Raw genomic sequence first — 16,701 nt, 5'->3', positions numbered from 1 at the left:
TTATCTTGTATACATATCTGGGTTAAATTACAGCACCAAACAAGCAGAATACGATCAAGAGTTTGCACAAAGAGTAGAATCGAGTAAAGCTAATGATGCTCCAAGTTCTACTATACAAGTTGATTCTTCAGATATAGCCGGCAAGAAAACAATCTGAGTTAGATGCATTTAAACGATTACAAGAAGAACAAGCTAAGGCACTATTAGCAAAAGCAAAAGAACAGTTAGCTCAAAAAGCTATGGTAGATTTAGCAAATACTAAAGTAAAATTGGAAAATAAAGCTAATGAACAACAGAAGGCAACTATCCAAGAGTTTAATAATAAACTCAAAGAATTTACTAATAAAGACTTTCTTGAAAAAATAAAAGATATAATAGAACAAGAGAGTAATGTTGAAAATTTAATTGAACAACAATATGCAGCCATTTTGCAAGGTGTTGTGACGGATTTAGCGTTGCAGGATTATGTATAAATTTTATATTAAACTACTATAATCCTGAGCATGAAACAACCATTATCGATATATATACACTGGCCATTCTGTTTATCAAAATGTCCGTATTGTGATTTTAACTCTCATGTTTCAGATAAAGTAGACCATGATGATTGGCTGAAATGTTATGAGCTGGAGCTAAATCATTTCAGAGATACTATAGGTCATAAATATATAAAATCTATTTTCTTTGGCGGTGGTACTCCATCTTTGATGAAGCCATTTGTTGTTGAAGGAATAATTAAAAAAATAGCAAATCTAGCAACAATAGATGAGCAAACAGAAATTACTTTGGAAACAAATCCTACTTCATTTGAGACTGAGAAATTTAGGGATTTTAGATCAGCTGGAATAAATCGTGTGTCAATTGGCGTCCAATCTCTAGTAGAAAATGACTTAAAGAATTTAGGGAGACAACATGATGTGGGGCAAGCAATCAAGACTATTGAAACAGCTCGTCGTATTTTTCCTAGAATATCTTTTGACCTAATTTATGCAAGAAGTAACCAAACTCTAGAAAGTTGGCAAGATGAATTGACTAATGCCATGGAACTTGCCTCAGGTCATATCTCATTGTATCAATTAGTCATCGAGAAAGGTACGTTATTTTATAAATTATTTAACGATGGGAATCTGACTATACCAAGCTCAGATCAAGCAGCTGATCAGTATGAATGGACTAACTTGTACTTAAAATCCCAAGGATATCTTAGATATGAAATATCAAATTATGCTATATTAGGTCATGAATGTAAGCATAATTTGACATATTGGCAATATAATAATTATTTAGGTATAGGTCCTGGTGCTCACAGTAGAGTTAATATGTACGATAGTAATTCTACATCTCATCTCTATAGTATCATGATGTGGCATAAACCAGAAAAATGGTTGCAAACTGTTAATAGTCTGGGGTGTGGTGTTCAGCATATTAATAAACTTTCTACGCAAGAAATAATTGAAGAAATGTTAATGATGGGGCTACGTCTTGAAAAGGGTCTAAATATTGACATTATACAGAAAAGAACTGGTAAACAATTATTTGATATTTTGGATAGACAAAAGGCAACATACTATAAAAAGCTAGGTCTACTTCAGTGGGATGAGGAATTAGGTGAAAAAGGTTACATTAATCTTGCAGATAAAGGTCTAATGTTACACAGTTATATAGTACCAAGGTTATTTAAATAGAATTCTTTTGTATTTCTTACTATAGCTAATCCGATTAGCATTACTCCGTCTATTAGCAGGGCAGTTTAAAAGTCGCAACTAATGATATAAAATACTAGATTTTAGAAACGAATAACCGTCATCGCGAGCCACGAAGTGGCGTGGCGATCCAAATAAACAGCTTGCTGTTTTATTTTTGCCGTTGCAATTTTTTGGATTGCCGTGTCGTAGCGAAGCGGCTCCTCGCAATGACGTTTATGCATTTCTCAAAACAGATTCTTATATCATTAGTTGCGACTTTTAAACTTCCCTGGTCTATTATAGTGAAACCTATTGAATTAGGTGATACAAACTTTGTGTTAACCTTGCGAAAGCAGGTATCTAGATTCCCGCCTTCGCGGGAATGACATCTTACAATCGTTATGTTCTTTATCACCTAATCCTATAGGCATAACTATATATAAACCAGGGAATATACTAGAGGTAAAGATACCAAAGGAAGGAAGCCCGGGTAAATATAGGACTTTAGGGATTAGCAATTTCGAAGATAAGCTCTGCCAAAAGATGATGAAGAAAGTACTTGAGAACATCTATGAGCCATTATTCCTTAAATGTTCCTACGGTTTCAGGGCAGGAATTGGATGTCATGATGCAGTAAGAGAGCTTTCAAAACATCTTTATGAAAAGGAGGTTGAGAGCATAATAGACTTAGACTTAGCAAACTTTTTTGGTACAGTGGACAGGAAGATATTGATCGAAATATTACAGGAGAAAGTCCAGGATATGAGGCTAATTAGGTATTTAATCCGTATGTTTAAGTCGGGAGTATTATCTGATGGAGAGTTAACTATCCAGGAAGAAGGGGTAATTGCAGGAGCTTTATGCAAAGCAACCTATCAAATCCAAGTACCAATAATAATTTTATTGCATTTTACTTTGCATAATGTCCTAGATTGATAGTGTAGTGCAACTCACTACGTAATTATCATTCTAGGAGACATAATTATGGAAAAGAAATTATTAACTGTTCTAATCAATGATCTTGAACAGGAAATGCTGCGGCTTAACTATACCCCTGGCTCTATGCAATTCTACCGTAGACGATGGAGAATGTTACTGCAATTTGCTCAGGAATGCGGTGAAATTTTCTATTCAGAACGTTTAGGAATAGATTTTGTTGAAAAGCATTTTCGTATCTTTGAGAAAGATTTTAATCGAACCCTTTCTCAATCTGAAACCCAGGAATTGCGTATTATACGAATGATAGGTGATTTTCAATTGCATAATACTATTTTACGCCGATACTATAAGCATGAAGAAATTCTTACTGCACCATATTTTATCGCTATCAGCGATCAATTTAAATCATATTGTGTAAGTAAAGGTTATTCAAAGGTTACAACCAATCACTATGTTACGCAATCTGCACGATTCATGGATTATCTTGTTTCACAAAACATAGCAAATTGCCAATCACTCAACATTACGCTGATCAATAATTATATCAAAACCTTGGCTGGATATACATATAAAACTGTGGAACAAAATATCTGCTCTATGCGAGCTTTCTTCCGCTTTCTTTTAGAAACAGGAGAAGTGCAAACTGATTTTGCTGCAAAAACACCAATGGTACAAGCAAGAAAACAAACTCGGATTCCTTCAGTATGGACTGCAGATGAATTAAAAAAATTAATTATAGCAATTGATAGAGGTAGTCCTAAGGGCAAGAGAGATTATGCTATAATCTTATTGGCATGCTGTTTAGGGATGCGTTGCACAGATATTAAGTCTCTTAAAATGGAAAACTTCAATTGGTCAGAAAAGAAATTAGTTTTTATTCAATCAAAGACAAAAACGTCATTATCTTTACCATTAACACAAGAAGTAGGATGGGCTGTAATTGATTACCTTAAATATGGTCGTCCTAATATAGATAATTCATATGTGTTCGTAAGACATTTAGCCCCCTTTTTGCCTTTTTCAGAAGGAGATCATTTAACCCAAATCATTAAAAGGTACGTGGAGCTAGCACATCTTCCTACTCTCAAGAAAAGAAGGGGAATGCATTCTCTTAGGCATACTATGGCAAGTACTTTACTTGAGCAAGATACTCCTCTTTCTACTATTTCAGAAATTTTAGGTCATGCTGATCCAGATTCAACAGCCATTTATTTGAAGGTTAATATAGCAAAGCTGAAAGAATGTGCCATTTCATTTGAAGAGGTTAGCAACCATGAATGATATTTTTTACACAGGTTCTTTTAAGAGTCATATTCAAGATCATATAGAACTAAAACAAGCTATAGGATACAAATATGACGCTGAAGCTAAGCATTTAAAACGCTTCGATAGATTCGTACTAGACCATTATCCTAACGCTACTGTTCTTACCAAAGAAATTGTACGTGACTGGTGTTGTAAAAAAAGTTACGAAGCACAAGCTAATCAATGTTCTCGCTCATCTATCATCCGACAATTTGCTAAATATCTGGATTCTATCGGATTAGAAGCTTACATCCTTCCAAAAGGCTATTATCCAACAGAAAAACAATATATGCCCTATATTTATACTACATCAGAGTTAGCAAGATTTTTTGCAGAAACTGATAAATGTAAATATTGCTGTGAATGTCCATATCGGCATCACATTATGCCCATAATTTTTAGGATGATTTATATGTGCGGACTAAGGCTATCAGAAGCAAGACTTCTTAAAGTTAGTGATGTTAATCTTGAAGATGGTATCCTTACCATTGATCATTCTAAAAAAGATAATAGTAGATTGGTTCCTATGTCTAATACACTTACAGAACGTTGCCGAGATTTTTCGAAAGAAGTACATCCATACCAGGTTGCAGAGAATTATTTTTTTCCTGCTCTTGGGGGCAGACCAATGACAATAGGGAATCTTTATAAAAATTTCCGTAAGTTCCTATGGCGAGCTAGCATCTCACATGGTGGCAAAGGGAATGGTCCACGTATCCATGACTTTCGTCATACTTATGCTGTTCATTGTTTAAAAAGATGGGTTGAGGAAGAAAAAGATCTAACTGCATATTTTCCGGCTCTGTCCAGAAAAGTGTGTAAATTTCGAGATAGGTTATATATAAAAATATAACAAAAAAGGAAATTACATGAATAAAAAAACAAATGAATCAATAAAGCAAGCAGTAGATTTATTAATAGATAATGATACAGATGTAAGCACAATACTGAAAGAAGGAGGATTATTAAAAGAATTGACCAAACGCTTGATAGAGAAGGCATTGCAGTCAGAATTGAATAATCATCTAGGCTATGATAAATACAGTCGTGTAGATAATGATAATGCTCGTAATGGTATAACTAGCAAAAAACTGATCTCCGAACATGGAGCGGTTGAGATAGAAGTACCAAGAGATAGGCGTAGTACCTTTGAACCAGCAATACTACCGAAAAGACAAAAACGTTTTGATGGTTTTGATGATAAAGTCTTATCATTATATGCTAAAGGTATGAGTGTATCTGATATTAAGGTTCAATTACAAGAGTTGTATAGTGTTGAAATAAGTGAGAGTTTAATCAGTCAGATCACCGATGATGTAATGGATGATGTAAAAGCTTGGCAGAGTAGACCGTTAGAAGAGATATATCCGATAGTATTTTTTGATTGTTTAGTAGTAAAAGTTAGGCAAGACAAAAGGATAATTAACAAGGCAATATATGTTGCATTAGGGATTGATTTATCTGGTAGAAAAGATATATTGGGATTATGGATCAGTGAAAATGAAGGGGCAAAATTTTGGCTTGGTAATTTTACTGAAATGAAAAATAGAGGATTAAAGGATATACTGATTGCCTGTAGTGATAATCTTACTGGTATGTCTGAGGCGATAGAAGCAGTTTATCCAAAAACAGAACATCAATTATGTATTGTACATCAGATTAGAAATAGTTTAAAATACGTATCATATAAAGATAGGAAGCAGGTGGCTAGCGATTTAAAGCCGATATATACTGCAGCAACGGAAGAACAAGCACATTTAGCTTTAGTATATTTTGAAGAAAAATGGAATAAACAATATCCACAAATTGCCAAATCATGGTATAATCATTGGGATAATTTAATGATTTTTCTAGGATATCCAGAGGCAATTAGAAAGGTAATTTATACCACTAATTCAGTTGAATCTGTTAATAGTCAATTGCGTAAAGTAACAAATAATAAGCGTGTTTTCCCTAGTGATAGTGCTGTTTTTAAAAGCTTATATTTGACAATTGACTATATGACCAAAAAATGGACTATGCCTATTCCCAACTGGAATGAAGCTATGGCTCATTTGATGATCAAATTTGAAGATAGGCTTAACAAAATTTAATGACCTATTTTGGAAATTTACACACTTTTCTGGACAGAGCATATTTTCCTGTACTTAAAACCTATATGGGTCACGATTCGTTCCAAGAAACGGCTTATTACTTACGTATGACTGCAGATGTGTTTCCCAATATGATGCTAAAAATAGAAAGCAAATACTTAAATATCATTCCTCAATTAGAAAAAGGAGATTATAATGACACCTACTAATTTTGCAAAATACCTTACTGAGTTTCTTTCAGCTTATTTACCATCACAAAAGAATGTTAGCAAAAATACTATCCATTCTTATCGTGATACCTTCAAGCTTTTAATTAACTTCTGCCAGGAGAGAAAAAATATCTCAGTTGAACAAATTACACTCAATACTCTTTCAAGCGAGCTTATTATTGATTTTTTGGAATGGATTGAGGTTAATAGAAAATGTAGTATCTCCACTAGAAACCAAAGACTTGCAGCCGTCCATTCATTTTTTAGATATGTACAAGCAGAAGAACCATCTGGTATGTTTCACTTTCAGAAAGTAACAGCTATACCTATTAAGAAAGCAAAAAAAGCTGTAATAGAACATCTGACACCGGAAGCAATTAAACTACTTCTAGAACAACCAGATAAACATAGTGCTAGGGGCAGACGTGACCTTACCCTAATGAGTACTTTGTATGACTCAGGGGCACGAGTACAAGAGTTAATAGATATTAGGGTTTGTGATGTTAATTTGCAATCCTCTGCTATCATTACCTTAACTGGTAAAGGAAATAAAGCTAGAAGAGTTCCAATAATGAAAAATACGGCTTCTTTATTACAAAATTATATCCTAGAAAATAAACTAGATAAACCTTGGAAAAATGAACACCAATTATTTATCAATAATCAGCATCATAAACTTACTAAAGAAGGCATTGCTTACATTGTTTCTAAATATGCCATATCCGCAAGGAAAACGTCAACAATTATACCTTTTAAAGTAAAAGTACATATGTTTCGTCATTCAAAGGCTATGCATTTATTACAGGCAGGAGTCAACCTCATATATATCCGTGATTTCCTTGGTCATGTTGATTTAAAAACCACAGAAATTTATGCTAGGGTAGATACTGAGGTAAAAAGAAAGGCAATAGAAAATGCTTATCCCGATTTGATTGAAAGTAATCTTCCGGATTGGAGTAAGGATCAAGCTTTGCTTTCTTGGTTGTCAGAATTAAGGTAGCTTGGATATTATGCAAAGTAAATAAATAAAAAAGTCTGGAGTATAGCAGATTGTAGAGCTTTACTTTGCATAATACTTTACTTCGCATAAGGAGCTTTATGCAAAGCTTTGCATAATGAACCTTGAGGTGTACCTTTATTTGTTGGATAGAATTTATTCCTTTCGATATATCCAGCTTTCAACCATTTCTGTAAAATGGATTTATCTATAGGAATATTTTCCATTATCCAATCATGGCTTATCTCATCGAAACAACTTTTTATATCACCTTCTAGAACATAATTTGCCGAAATTTTCATTCGCAATGCTATCCAGCATTGTTCGATAGCATCCTTTGTAGATCTTCCTGGACGAAAGCCATAGGAATTCGGATCTGCCTTGCATTCAGCTATGGGAAGTAGAGGCAGCGAATATAGTGCTTGCTGACATCTGTCCCGCATTGTTGGAATGCCTAGCGGTCTTAATTTTCCATTTGCTTTCTTAATCATAACTCTTCTTAGAGGTTCTGGTTTGTATCCCTTCTTCTTCAATTTTGCAATCATCTGCCATTTAGCAGTAGGGGAATCAAGTTTAATTCCATCTACGCCTACAGTGTTTTTACCTTTATTAATTTCAGCTACTCGTTTGATGCTTAGTGTTTTCGCAGCAAAAGAGCTTGTAAGAATACGAGACAAGGCTTTCACCTTGTTCCATTTCTTACTTTGTTCAGCCTTGACAATACGCATTTGTAATCTTCTAACAATCACCTCATGTTGTTCCCATTGTATTTGAGACCAACTAGATATTCTATTGTCTATGGGTGCACCAGTAATATTACTCACAATCTATTTGCTTTCCTCATATTCGAATTGTTTACTCATTTTCTTGTCATCAAAGACCAACTGGAAGTCTGCCCGCTTTCGCGTGGAGAATTTTCTCCTATCTGTTACATTACATAACAGCCTTTGCTTTCTCCAGAATCGTTTACCCCCTTACTTATCAATCTTCCTTACGGTTAACCTACCAATTTCTTGGTGAAGTAAAGGGGCTTACCCTGTTCCAGATTAAGTAACATTAATGGGTTAGGTGTTGCCTCTCGACCGATGGGGTTGTTGTCTTCGTAATGGCACTGAAGAATCCATTATCCACCCATTTACCTTTTTGGTTGAGGCGTATTAGTATCTTCCGCCTCTTATTCCTAACGATCTTTATCAGCAATTCACGTATGTTCACCTTACCATCATAGCCTAGCCCTCCAACCGCTTTGATACTAGCAGTTATATACTATCTCACGACTCGTATACCGATTGAACCAGGAGGTACATTGTCTCGGGTGCTTCTAACCCCCTCGTTACCAAGGAAGCCAGACCCGATAGACTCTGCCGGAAGAACAGCAGGATTAAGTAGAATTAAACTTTCGCTTTATTCTATCAATCAATTACTTTAATCGACTTTCCAGGTCGCACCTTTAAAAAAAATTCAAGTATCCCTGACCACGCCCTTTGTTTCAACTGCTCATCTGGTATCTCGTGAACATTGACTAATTGGTAGTCATTGATCCAGCTACTCCTTGCTAGCTTACTATCTTCAAACAAATCCCACAAGTTCCTTGGAACATTATATTTTTCCGTCCCGTTATAAAATATTAGCGGGTAGACTAACGGCAGAGTCTTTGTCTTGGGGTTTAAAATTAAATATCTATCACAGATATTAATTAGGTATTTAAACATCCTGTATGCCATGAAGTGATCAGCTGAACTTTGGTGCTCAATCAGGAGAAATAAATATCCATCCTTACTATCAAACTTAGCAGAAAATAACACATCAGAGATAGAATCTCTTAGATTTTGCTCTATAAAACTGGTATTTTCAAATTTTAAACTAGGGAAATCTATAAGAGCTTTAATATGTTTAGGCAAATGGGCGTTTAAGAATTCATGTGCTACTAGTGGATTCTCCATTGCTTTGCGGAAAATTTGGTCATGTTTTAAACGTTCAGTCATTTTACCCACCTATTTTAGGGAACTCCTTAATAAATATGTTTTGACATAAAAACTTTTAACAGGCAATATAATATATGCTTTGCTACAAAATATTATTATCTATACTATCATTTTTAATGATCTTAAGCCCATATGTAAAACAGATTTAATCCTTGATTATTTTTGCTTTATTACAAAATTTACCTTGCATATCAAATATCTGTACTACCACGGCGGCCTCATGAACAATTAGTTAATTTCTATTAAAGCATTAGTAAAACGTTTTAAGTTCTTTGGTGACCAACCCATAGTAAGCATCATTTTGGGTCTAGTCTCCCTTTTAGTCTTTATTTTATTTAAAATATTTAATACAAATCTTCTGATAATTGCCATATTCGCAGGAGCATTGCCTTGTCTTATGCTACTTGCATCCTCGTTAAATACCACGTCTATAGTTATGCTCATAGGATTAGGTGATAAAGAACATAACGATTGTAAGTTGTCATTCCCGCGAAGGCGGGAATCTAGATACCTGCTTTCGCAGGTATGACACAAAGTTTGTATCACCTAATTCAATAGGTTTCACTATAGTATCCAATGCATAGATTCAACTCCCCAATGGGACCTTATATTCTTTAACATTACTTCAGCAGAATTGTTGGAACTACTGATATAATAATTTACTGATTCTGACACTTTATTTTTTTCAACTACTTTTCTTTTGATCTCAATAACAGAACTCAAACTAGCCCATTGATCATCATTAGTTATTTTCTTAATATCACGAATTATGCGACATTTTCTTTCCTCAATTCTGCCATGTCCCTTTTCATATGTTCCTGCAATATCCGTTCCTAAAAACTCAAAAACCTCTGTCTGAAAAGCTTTTTCAACCTCGTTGTACAATCCAGGGTGATTCATCTTTAAACCCAAAATATATTCACCCTCTTTCTCTACAATTTGCTTAGCTATATTTTTTTGACACCCCATTGCATCAATACTAACTATTGCTCCTTTGATATCCAAACACTCTATTGCTTCTGGAATAGATGTAATCTCATTCTTTTTACTATCAATAACTTTGCCGAATAAAGTTATACCTGATTCAGCTGCATATACATTTAAAAAATGTAATGCTCTGATACCCTCATGTTTTGTTCCTCTCAGCGTTTTACCATCTATTGCATAATGTTTTTCACTTAAATTGTTAGTAAAATATTTTACTAACACCTTATTTAATTGACTAGAATCAAGACTAGTAAAAAAACGTCTAATTGTACAATCACTAGGCGTACCATTTTCAAACGGAAAATATTCTCTCAAAGTATCAATATGTGCCTTGCCAAATTCTTCAATCTCCTCCCAACTCTCCGCCCGTGCGGCAACCGCTACTATTGCTAAAAACACTAACTCTATTAAGGGATATGCTATCTTACTTTCTTGTCTATGATCTTCAATATAGTGAAACCTATTGAATTAGGTGATACAAACTTTGTGTTAACCTTGCGAAAGCAGGCATCTAGATTCCCGCCTTCGCGGGAATGACAACTTACAATCGTTATGTTCTTTATCACCTAATCCTATGGGCATAACTATATCGCAAAAATGTTCTGCAAAGTTCTTGACGAATTCTCTCTCTCTTAACATCACTATCTCCAAATAATAATTATTTTATTAAGAGATTCTTACGATATTACTCCACTATTTGCAAAAACTTTATTATTAACATTTCTTTACCTTCTGTTCATGAGACCGCCGTGGATACTCTATAGAAGCTCAAAAATATAGATTACAGGAATATTGTATACGTAAAAATTTAGAAATCTTAAAAACCTTTGAATTTTCTGAATCATCAACAGTAGGTAATCGTAAAAAGTTCCAGGAAACTGTTGACTTTGCTAAAAAGCATAAAGAAGTTATCGCAATAGTAGCGGATAAGGTAGATAGAATGCAACGTAGTTATAAAGAAACCCCTTTACTAAATGATCTAATTGAAAGAGGAAAAATCGAATTACATTTTTATACGGAAAATTGTATCATTCATAGATACTCTACATCCCAAGAAAAAATGGTATGGAATCTTTTTGTGATGATGGCTCAATCTTACGTAGATAACCTTAGAGATAATGTAAATCGCAGTATTGCTCAAAAGCTCCGTCAAGGAGAGTGGATAAGCACAGCACCTATAGGCTATTTGCATATAAAAAGCAATAATAGCAGAGATAGAGGCAAAGGTAAAATAATAGTTGACCCAGCTCGTGTTCCTTTGATCAAAAAATTATTTGAAACATATGCTACAGGGGCTCATACTCTATCTGAGATGCTAGAGAAAACAAAAGAATGGGGATTACGTAATTCTAGAGGTAATCAAGGTCAGTTATGTCAATCACATCTTTATTCCATTATTACAAACCCATTTTACTATGGAGTAATGAGAGTATTAAAAACTAAAAAAGAATACCCACATATCTACCCACCTATTATTACCAAGGAGGTATTTGATGCTTGCCAGGCAGTTCGACTTGGTTGGAACAAAAAACCATTTAAATATGGAGAAAAAGAGTATATATTTAGAGGATTAATAAAATGTGCGTCTACTGGTCGAATAGTTACTGCTGCTACCAAAAAGAAAACTTACGGTAATGGTGAAGTTGGTGAATGGACATATTTACGAGCATGGGATCCAGATAACAATAATAGGGCAATATACGTGAAAGAAGAAATAATATTAAAAGAAGTCGAAAAGGTTTTTGAAACACTAAGATTAAAGCCTGAGTTACTGAAAGAAGTAATATCTTATATAAAAAGCTCAGCCAGTATCGAACAAGGTTATCATAAGAGCCGTATATCTGAGTTACAATCTGAACACACAAAGATGAAAACTCGTATGGATAAGCTAACAGATTTATTTTTAGATGGCGATCTGACAAAAGAAGTATATGAAGAAAAGCGTCAGCAATTAACCAAAAAACGAGAGGATATTGTCAACGAAATAGCAAGTCACGACAATGCCGATGATAAATTTTCAGAATGCCTGGTCAACTTAGTAGAATTGGCTTCCGGAGCGTCAGAAGCCTTCAAAGGTTCCACTGTCGAAGGAAAACGCAAATTGATAAATTTAGTATTTGTTAACCTGGAAATAAAAACCGGGAAGCTAGACTTTAAGCTACGTCCACCGTTTGATATGTTCGTAAAATGTACCAAAATCGAAGAATGGTGCGCCCTAGTGTCTAGTTTGGTAACCTTGACAGAGTTAAGAATGGCTACCGTCCAATGTTCTTTACCCCTATCACTTTCACTCAATGACAATTATGCTTAACTTCAATTAACATAACTCATCTCAACACTTTTATTATAAAATACTATATCAATTTTAAGGAATCTGTCTAATATTAGGTGACTAATTCACTCTTGTATCATTTTTTTATTTTGAATTTATTCAACTAATTGTAATTTTTATTAATGGTGCCGCACCGCAATTTAGATTAATCATACGTGCAGTATAAGAATTTTATTTTATATAAATCTACTCGCTAGGCTAGCTTGTTTGTGTTATTATTTACTTAATAAAGTTTATAATAGTATTTCTCATATAACAAAATTAACATGACAGTAGAACTTTCTGATAATATATCAACCAAAGAAATTAATATCATTAGTGCTAATAGTAAGCCACCCAAAATGATGGTAGGAACAGATGAGTTTTATGATTTGCTAGTTAATAGTGATATCTTTGTTGATAAAAGCTTAATGATCAAAGAATTATTGGAAGATAGTGGTAAGGTTATACTCATCACCAGACCAAGGCGATGGGGTAAGAGTTTGAATATGAGTATGCTCCAAAAATTTTTTGAGATAGAAATTGACCAAAATGGTGTTCCTTTACCTACAGAAGATAGAGTCAATCGCATGCTATTTACCGGTGGTATAGTAGATTTAGGTATTAAAGGAAAAAGAACTTTAGAACCTTTAAAGATTAACGATAATGAATATGCCATGGTTCAACAAGGCAGTTACCCTGTGATTCTGCTCAATCTTAAAGACGTTAAAGGTAGTAGTTACCAGGAAATTGAAAGTGGGATAAAAAATCAAGTAACTAAGTTATTTGTAAACCATCGGTACTTAAAGCATTATATAGCAAAAGATGAAAATTTACTAGATGATGTACAAAAGGAAAAGTTAAGTCGATATTTTACAGGAAAGGTTGATAAGGAAGACTTAAAAGATAGTTTAAAATTTTTAAGCGAATTACTCTTTAAGTATTTTAATCAGAAAGTCTATATATTAATTGATGAATACGACACGCCGATCAATAGCTCTTACATTAAATTTGATAGTAAGCTGGAAGAGTTTGAGCAGGTACTTGAATTATTTCGCGGCATGTTTGGTAGTAGCTTAAAGACTAATAGTTGTGTAGAAAAAGGAGTAATAACTGGTATATTACGGGTTGCTAAAGCTAATTTATTTTCAGATTTGAATAATGTTAGTGAATATACCTTACTAGATAAAAAGTTTGCTAAGTTTTATGGCTTTACCCAAGCGGAAGTTGATGAGTTATTGACCAAAGTACCACTCGATACTGATCCCGATCAAATTAAAGGTTGGTATAATGGTTATAATTTTGGTGGTGAGGTAATTTACAATCCCTGGTCAATTATGCAGTGTTTATCTAATGAGGGCAAACTTGATCATTATTGGCTAGATAGCGGTGGCACTGGTTTGGTTGATAAAATATTACTATCCGATGAAATGCAAATTGATCTCCAACAATTAGCTAGTGGCAAAAGTATCATCGCACCTATTACCAAACAAATCACTTTCAGTGATATTAATACGCGAAGTGGGTTATTTAGTCTTTTACTATTTAGCGGTTATTTAAACCCAACAGCTATTGAACCTGCAAAAGATATCTACGAATTATCAGTGCCTAATAAGGAAGTAGAATATATATATGAAACCAGGCTATTACAATGGGTGAGTAGCAAATTACAGATGGATAGTTCTTTATATTATCCTCTTGTCACCCTATTACCTAACGAACGATTAGAGGAATTTAGAGAAAAATTACAAGAATTATTACTAAACGCTACTAGTTTTCATCAAACTGGTGAGAAAAAAGCCGAGCTATTTTATAGTGGTTTTATGCTAGGTTTAATTAACACGTTATCTCCTGGCTATATCATAGAAAGTGAAAGAGAGAGCGGCAGTGGTAGAGCTGATATTATATTGCTACCTAAAGTCGGAAAACATAACAATGCTATTATTATTGAATATAAAATATGCAAATCTCCTGATATTCTAAAATCTGTTGCAAAAGAAGGGTTGGATCAAATTGTGAGAAAACAATATGATACTAAAATAAAAGAATATTCACATATTCAGAAAATCATTAAAATTGCTATGGCTTTTCGTGGTAAAGAAGTTGCATTGCAGTATCAAATTGATATGGTTTCTTAAGCCTAATATAGGATTTAGGTACGATAATTTACTGATACGGCTACAATGCTAATAACTATAGCATCACAAAGCTATGAAACTTTTAAAGGTTCTGAAATTCCTCAAAAACATAAAATGATAAATTTCGTATTTCAGAACCTTGAACTGAATGGCAGAAAACTTGAGCACTCTCTACTTTTCCCGTTCGATATTTTTGGAAAAATGATAACTTGTACCGAATGGCGGGGCGTAGTGGACAATTTTAGAACCACAATAGACATAAAATTATTAATTATTCAAGCCTCTATGCTCATATTAGAATAAACTATTTTAGGGATTTTTTTGCCTAAGGAGTTGTAAGAAAATAACGTTTATAAGGTCTACATTATTCATACAGAACAGTATAACATTTTTTACGACACTAGCAATATATGTTACAAGTATCACACAATCACAATTTAGCAAATCTCAGAAAAACTACGCTATAAAAAATACTAAATATTGTAATTTTATACCATTCCAAACTAAGTCCAACAGACTTCCAGGTCAACACTTCTAAAACTTGATTATCGAGTTACAATCTACAACTAATTATGTAATCATTGCATAATTGCCACTAAATTTAATATCTTTACTATTTTTTATAACAATTACTTTACATACCAAAATACATCTTTACTATATAAAGCGTATGATTTTAGGAATAATAAAACTTCCTAAATTTATCATTTAAGGTTTACAAGTCAAAGAAGTTTGTCAAGTAAGTTAATTAAGAAAGAAACTTAAATGGAAGAAATTAAATAATATAGTTGATATAGTTATGCCTATAGGATTAGGTGATAAAGAACATAACGATTGTAAGATGTCATTCCCGCGAAGGCGGGAATCTAGATACCTGCTTTCGCAGGTATGACACAAAGTTTGTATCACCTAATTCAATAGGTTTCACTATATATACTCGAATGATTGTTTGATTGGATCGTAAAACAAGGGGAAAGATAGTAAACACAGTGTACATTTAGTACCTGAATACACGAATACTCCGAAATTTCTCAAAACCAATTCTTCAAAACATTCTAGGGCGTGTCATCAAATGAGTTGACATAGTGATATAAATCATTAAGTTTATAAAAAACTAAAGGATTGTTGAAATGCGTCGATATGCTTTAAGAGATGAGCAATGGGATAGGATAAAGGATATACTACCTGGAAAAGAAGGAGATGTAGGAGTAACAGCTAAGGACAATCGTCTTTTTGTAGAGGCGGTACTATATAGATATAGAGCAGGAATAGCTTGGAGAGATTTGCCTGAGAGATTTGCCTGAGAGATTTGGGGATTTTAGGGTAATTCATACAAGACATACAAGATGGAGTCAGAGAGGAGTTTGGCAGAAGGTATTTGAGTTACTTGCAGCTGATGCAGACAATGAGTATGCGATGATCGATTCTACAATAGTGCGTGCACATCAACATAGTGCTGGTGCAAAAAAAAAGTCATAACAACTGATCAAGCTATTGGTCGTAGCAAGGGTGGTTTGTCGACTAAAATACATGCAACTGTTGATGGACTTGGTAACCCGACTGGCTTTCATTTAACAGCAGGACAGGCACATGATTTGCAAGGGAGTGATGCACTAATGGAAAGACTAACACAAGGATTGCATGTACTTGCAGATAAGGCTTATGATGCATATGAGCGGGTAAGGAATAGGCTAAAAGAAAAAGGTTGTGTGGCTGTAATTCCATCAAGGAAGAATCGCAGAATTCCAATAGAATTGGATACAGAGCTTTATAAGGCACGGCACTTAATTGAGAATTTTTTTGCTAAGCTTAAACAATATAGGGCGATTGCAACACGCTATGATAAAACGGCTCAAAACTTTTTGGGGGCGATTCATCTTGCTGCTTCTGTAATTTTGTTGAATTGATGACACGCCCTAGAACTCTTATTATTAAAGCACGAAATTCCTATCAACGAGTCATTTGCAAAAGTAATATTACCTACAATCCAGGATCATATATTCCTAGCTTTTATTAAGAAACTATTTATTAGCAGTAACATAGAAGCACATA

17 protein-coding genes and 2 pseudogenes are annotated in these 16,701 nt (G+C 34.0%); 13 read left to right on the top strand and 6 right to left on the bottom strand.

Going from position 1 to position 16,701, the window contains the following annotated elements; genetic code table 11:
* The first annotated feature begins 239 nt into the window (after positions 1 to 239).
* On the top strand, positions 240 to 473 hold the full coding sequence (locus ACQH2P_RS08910) for a hypothetical protein (RefSeq protein WP_425363848.1): 234 nt from the start codon (positions 240 to 242) through the stop codon (positions 471 to 473).
* 30 nt (positions 474 to 503) lie between these two features.
* Positions 504 to 1,685, top strand: a complete 1,182-nt coding sequence (gene hemW, locus ACQH2P_RS08905; protein WP_425363847.1) for a radical SAM family heme chaperone HemW — start codon at positions 504 to 506, stop codon at positions 1,683 to 1,685.
* A 169-nt stretch (positions 1,686 to 1,854) separates the two neighbouring features.
* Here hemW and ACQH2P_RS08900 read toward each other — a convergent pair whose 3' ends face one another.
* Complete coding sequence (locus ACQH2P_RS08900; protein ID WP_425363846.1) at positions 1,855 to 2,100, bottom strand: hypothetical protein; 246 nt, start codon at positions 2,098 to 2,100, stop codon at positions 1,855 to 1,857.
* Here ACQH2P_RS08900 and ACQH2P_RS08895 point away from each other — a divergent pair.
* From ACQH2P_RS08895 to ACQH2P_RS08870, 6 genes are read left to right on the top strand one after another with little or no spacing between them, the layout of a single operon-like run.
* Positions 2,073 to 2,621 (top strand): reverse transcriptase domain-containing protein, encoded by a 549-nt coding sequence (locus ACQH2P_RS08895; RefSeq protein WP_425364150.1) that lies wholly within the window; start codon positions 2,073 to 2,075, stop codon positions 2,619 to 2,621. The genes ACQH2P_RS08900 and ACQH2P_RS08895 overlap by 28 nt on opposite strands.
* A gap of 48 nt (positions 2,622 to 2,669) precedes the next feature.
* The gene (locus tag ACQH2P_RS08890) at positions 2,670 to 3,905 is read left to right on the top strand and encodes a site-specific integrase (RefSeq protein WP_425363126.1); all 1,236 of its coding nucleotides are present in this window, start codon (positions 2,670 to 2,672) and stop codon (positions 3,903 to 3,905) included.
* On the top strand, positions 3,898 to 4,782 hold the full coding sequence (locus tag ACQH2P_RS08885; protein WP_425363845.1) for a tyrosine-type recombinase/integrase: 885 nt from the start codon (positions 3,898 to 3,900) through the stop codon (positions 4,780 to 4,782). The genes ACQH2P_RS08890 and ACQH2P_RS08885 overlap by 8 nt, the downstream gene beginning before the upstream one ends.
* A gap of 16 nt (positions 4,783 to 4,798) precedes the next feature.
* Positions 4,799 to 6,022, top strand: coding sequence for an IS256 family transposase (locus ACQH2P_RS08880; RefSeq protein ID WP_425362497.1), 1,224 nt, complete (start codon positions 4,799 to 4,801; stop codon positions 6,020 to 6,022).
* Complete coding sequence (locus ACQH2P_RS08875; protein ID WP_425363844.1) at positions 6,022 to 6,231, top strand: hypothetical protein; 210 nt, start codon at positions 6,022 to 6,024, stop codon at positions 6,229 to 6,231. Before ACQH2P_RS08880 ends, ACQH2P_RS08875 begins: the two co-directional genes overlap by 1 nt.
* A complete protein-coding gene (locus tag ACQH2P_RS08870) occupies positions 6,218 to 7,231 on the top strand; it encodes a site-specific integrase (protein ID WP_425363843.1) in 1,014 nt (337 codons plus the stop codon). Before ACQH2P_RS08875 ends, ACQH2P_RS08870 begins: the two co-directional genes overlap by 14 nt.
* Before the next feature lie 77 nt (positions 7,232 to 7,308).
* Here ACQH2P_RS08870 and ACQH2P_RS08865 read toward each other — a convergent pair whose 3' ends face one another.
* The 3 genes and pseudogenes from ACQH2P_RS08865 to ACQH2P_RS08855 form a co-directional block, all read right to left on the bottom strand.
* On the bottom strand, positions 7,309 to 8,052 hold the full coding sequence (locus ACQH2P_RS08865; RefSeq protein ID WP_425363842.1) for a reverse transcriptase N-terminal domain-containing protein: 744 nt from the start codon (positions 8,050 to 8,052) through the stop codon (positions 7,309 to 7,311).
* Between the two features lie 624 nt (positions 8,053 to 8,676).
* Positions 8,677 to 9,213 (bottom strand): annotated as a pseudogene (locus ACQH2P_RS08860) (Rpn family recombination-promoting nuclease/putative transposase); the annotation flags it as partial.
* A 228-nt stretch (positions 9,214 to 9,441) separates the two neighbouring features.
* A complete protein-coding gene (locus ACQH2P_RS08855) occupies positions 9,442 to 9,657 on the bottom strand; it encodes a hypothetical protein (RefSeq protein WP_425362675.1) in 216 nt (71 codons plus the stop codon).
* A gap of 8 nt (positions 9,658 to 9,665) precedes the next feature.
* Here ACQH2P_RS08855 and ACQH2P_RS08850 point away from each other — a divergent pair, with 8 nt between their 5' ends.
* Positions 9,666 to 9,797 (top strand): hypothetical protein, encoded by a 132-nt coding sequence (locus ACQH2P_RS08850; RefSeq protein ID WP_425362822.1) that lies wholly within the window; start codon positions 9,666 to 9,668, stop codon positions 9,795 to 9,797.
* On the opposite strand, the gene ACQH2P_RS08845 is transcribed toward ACQH2P_RS08850, so the two are convergent.
* Together ACQH2P_RS08845 and ACQH2P_RS08840 are read right to left on the bottom strand one after the other, a co-directional pair.
* Positions 9,778 to 10,608 carry an ISAs1 family transposase gene (locus ACQH2P_RS08845; RefSeq protein WP_425364149.1) on the bottom strand — a complete coding sequence of 277 codons (831 nt, stop codon included), beginning with the start codon at positions 10,606 to 10,608 and terminating at the stop codon, positions 9,778 to 9,780. The two genes, ACQH2P_RS08850 and ACQH2P_RS08845, sit on opposite strands and share 20 nt — an antisense overlap.
* Positions 10,609 to 10,619: 11 nt before the next feature.
* Positions 10,620 to 10,766, bottom strand: a complete 147-nt coding sequence (locus tag ACQH2P_RS08840) for a hypothetical protein (RefSeq protein ID WP_425362823.1) — start codon at positions 10,764 to 10,766, stop codon at positions 10,620 to 10,622.
* A 194-nt stretch (positions 10,767 to 10,960) separates the two neighbouring features.
* Here ACQH2P_RS08840 and ACQH2P_RS08835 point away from each other — a divergent pair, with 194 nt between their 5' ends.
* From ACQH2P_RS08835 to ACQH2P_RS08820, 4 genes and pseudogenes are all read left to right on the top strand, one after another.
* Complete coding sequence (locus ACQH2P_RS08835; RefSeq protein WP_425364148.1) at positions 10,961 to 12,511, top strand: recombinase family protein; 1,551 nt, start codon at positions 10,961 to 10,963, stop codon at positions 12,509 to 12,511.
* Between the two features lie 287 nt (positions 12,512 to 12,798).
* Positions 12,799 to 14,649 carry an AAA family ATPase gene (locus ACQH2P_RS08830; RefSeq protein WP_425363841.1) on the top strand — a complete coding sequence of 617 codons (1,851 nt, stop codon included), beginning with the start codon at positions 12,799 to 12,801 and terminating at the stop codon, positions 14,647 to 14,649.
* 815 nt (positions 14,650 to 15,464) lie between these two features.
* On the top strand, positions 15,465 to 15,602 hold the full coding sequence (locus ACQH2P_RS08825) for a hypothetical protein (RefSeq protein WP_425363840.1): 138 nt from the start codon (positions 15,465 to 15,467) through the stop codon (positions 15,600 to 15,602).
* Between the two features lie 177 nt (positions 15,603 to 15,779).
* Positions 15,780 to 16,556 (top strand): annotated as a pseudogene (locus tag ACQH2P_RS08820) (IS5 family transposase).
* Positions 16,557 to 16,701 lie beyond the last annotated feature (145 nt).

It is taken from the genome of Candidatus Tisiphia endosymbiont of Hybos culiciformis, from assembly GCF_964030975.1.
In the GTDB taxonomy this organism is placed as follows: Bacteria; Pseudomonadota; Alphaproteobacteria; order Rickettsiales; family Rickettsiaceae; genus Tisiphia.
The sequence above is the reverse complement of the archived record's forward strand: the minus strand, read 5'-3'. Positions and strand labels throughout refer to the sequence as shown.

Bases quoted from the DNA above. Each gene is read 5' to 3' on its own strand.
- ACQH2P_RS08910 (WP_425363848.1), top strand. From the start codon at position 240: ATGGTAGATTTAGCAAATACTAAAGTAAAATTGGAAAATAAAGCTAAT.
- ACQH2P_RS08875 (WP_425363844.1), top strand. From the start codon at position 6,022: ATGACCTATTTTGGAAATTTACACACTTTTCTGGACAGAGCATATTTT.
- ACQH2P_RS08870 (WP_425363843.1), top strand. From the start codon at position 6,218: ATGACACCTACTAATTTTGCAAAATACCTTACTGAGTTTCTTTCAGCT.
- ACQH2P_RS08855 (WP_425362675.1), bottom strand. From the start codon at position 9,657: ATGAGCATAACTATAGACGTGGTATTTAACGAGGATGCAAGTAGCATA.
- ACQH2P_RS08885 (WP_425363845.1), top strand. From the start codon at position 3,898: ATGAATGATATTTTTTACACAGGTTCTTTTAAGAGTCATATTCAAGAT.
- hemW (WP_425363847.1), top strand. From the start codon at position 504: ATGAAACAACCATTATCGATATATATACACTGGCCATTCTGTTTATCA.
- ACQH2P_RS08880 (WP_425362497.1), top strand. From the start codon at position 4,799: ATGAATAAAAAAACAAATGAATCAATAAAGCAAGCAGTAGATTTATTA.
- ACQH2P_RS08890 (WP_425363126.1), top strand. From the start codon at position 2,670: ATGGAAAAGAAATTATTAACTGTTCTAATCAATGATCTTGAACAGGAA.
- ACQH2P_RS08830 (WP_425363841.1), top strand. From the start codon at position 12,799: ATGACAGTAGAACTTTCTGATAATATATCAACCAAAGAAATTAATATC.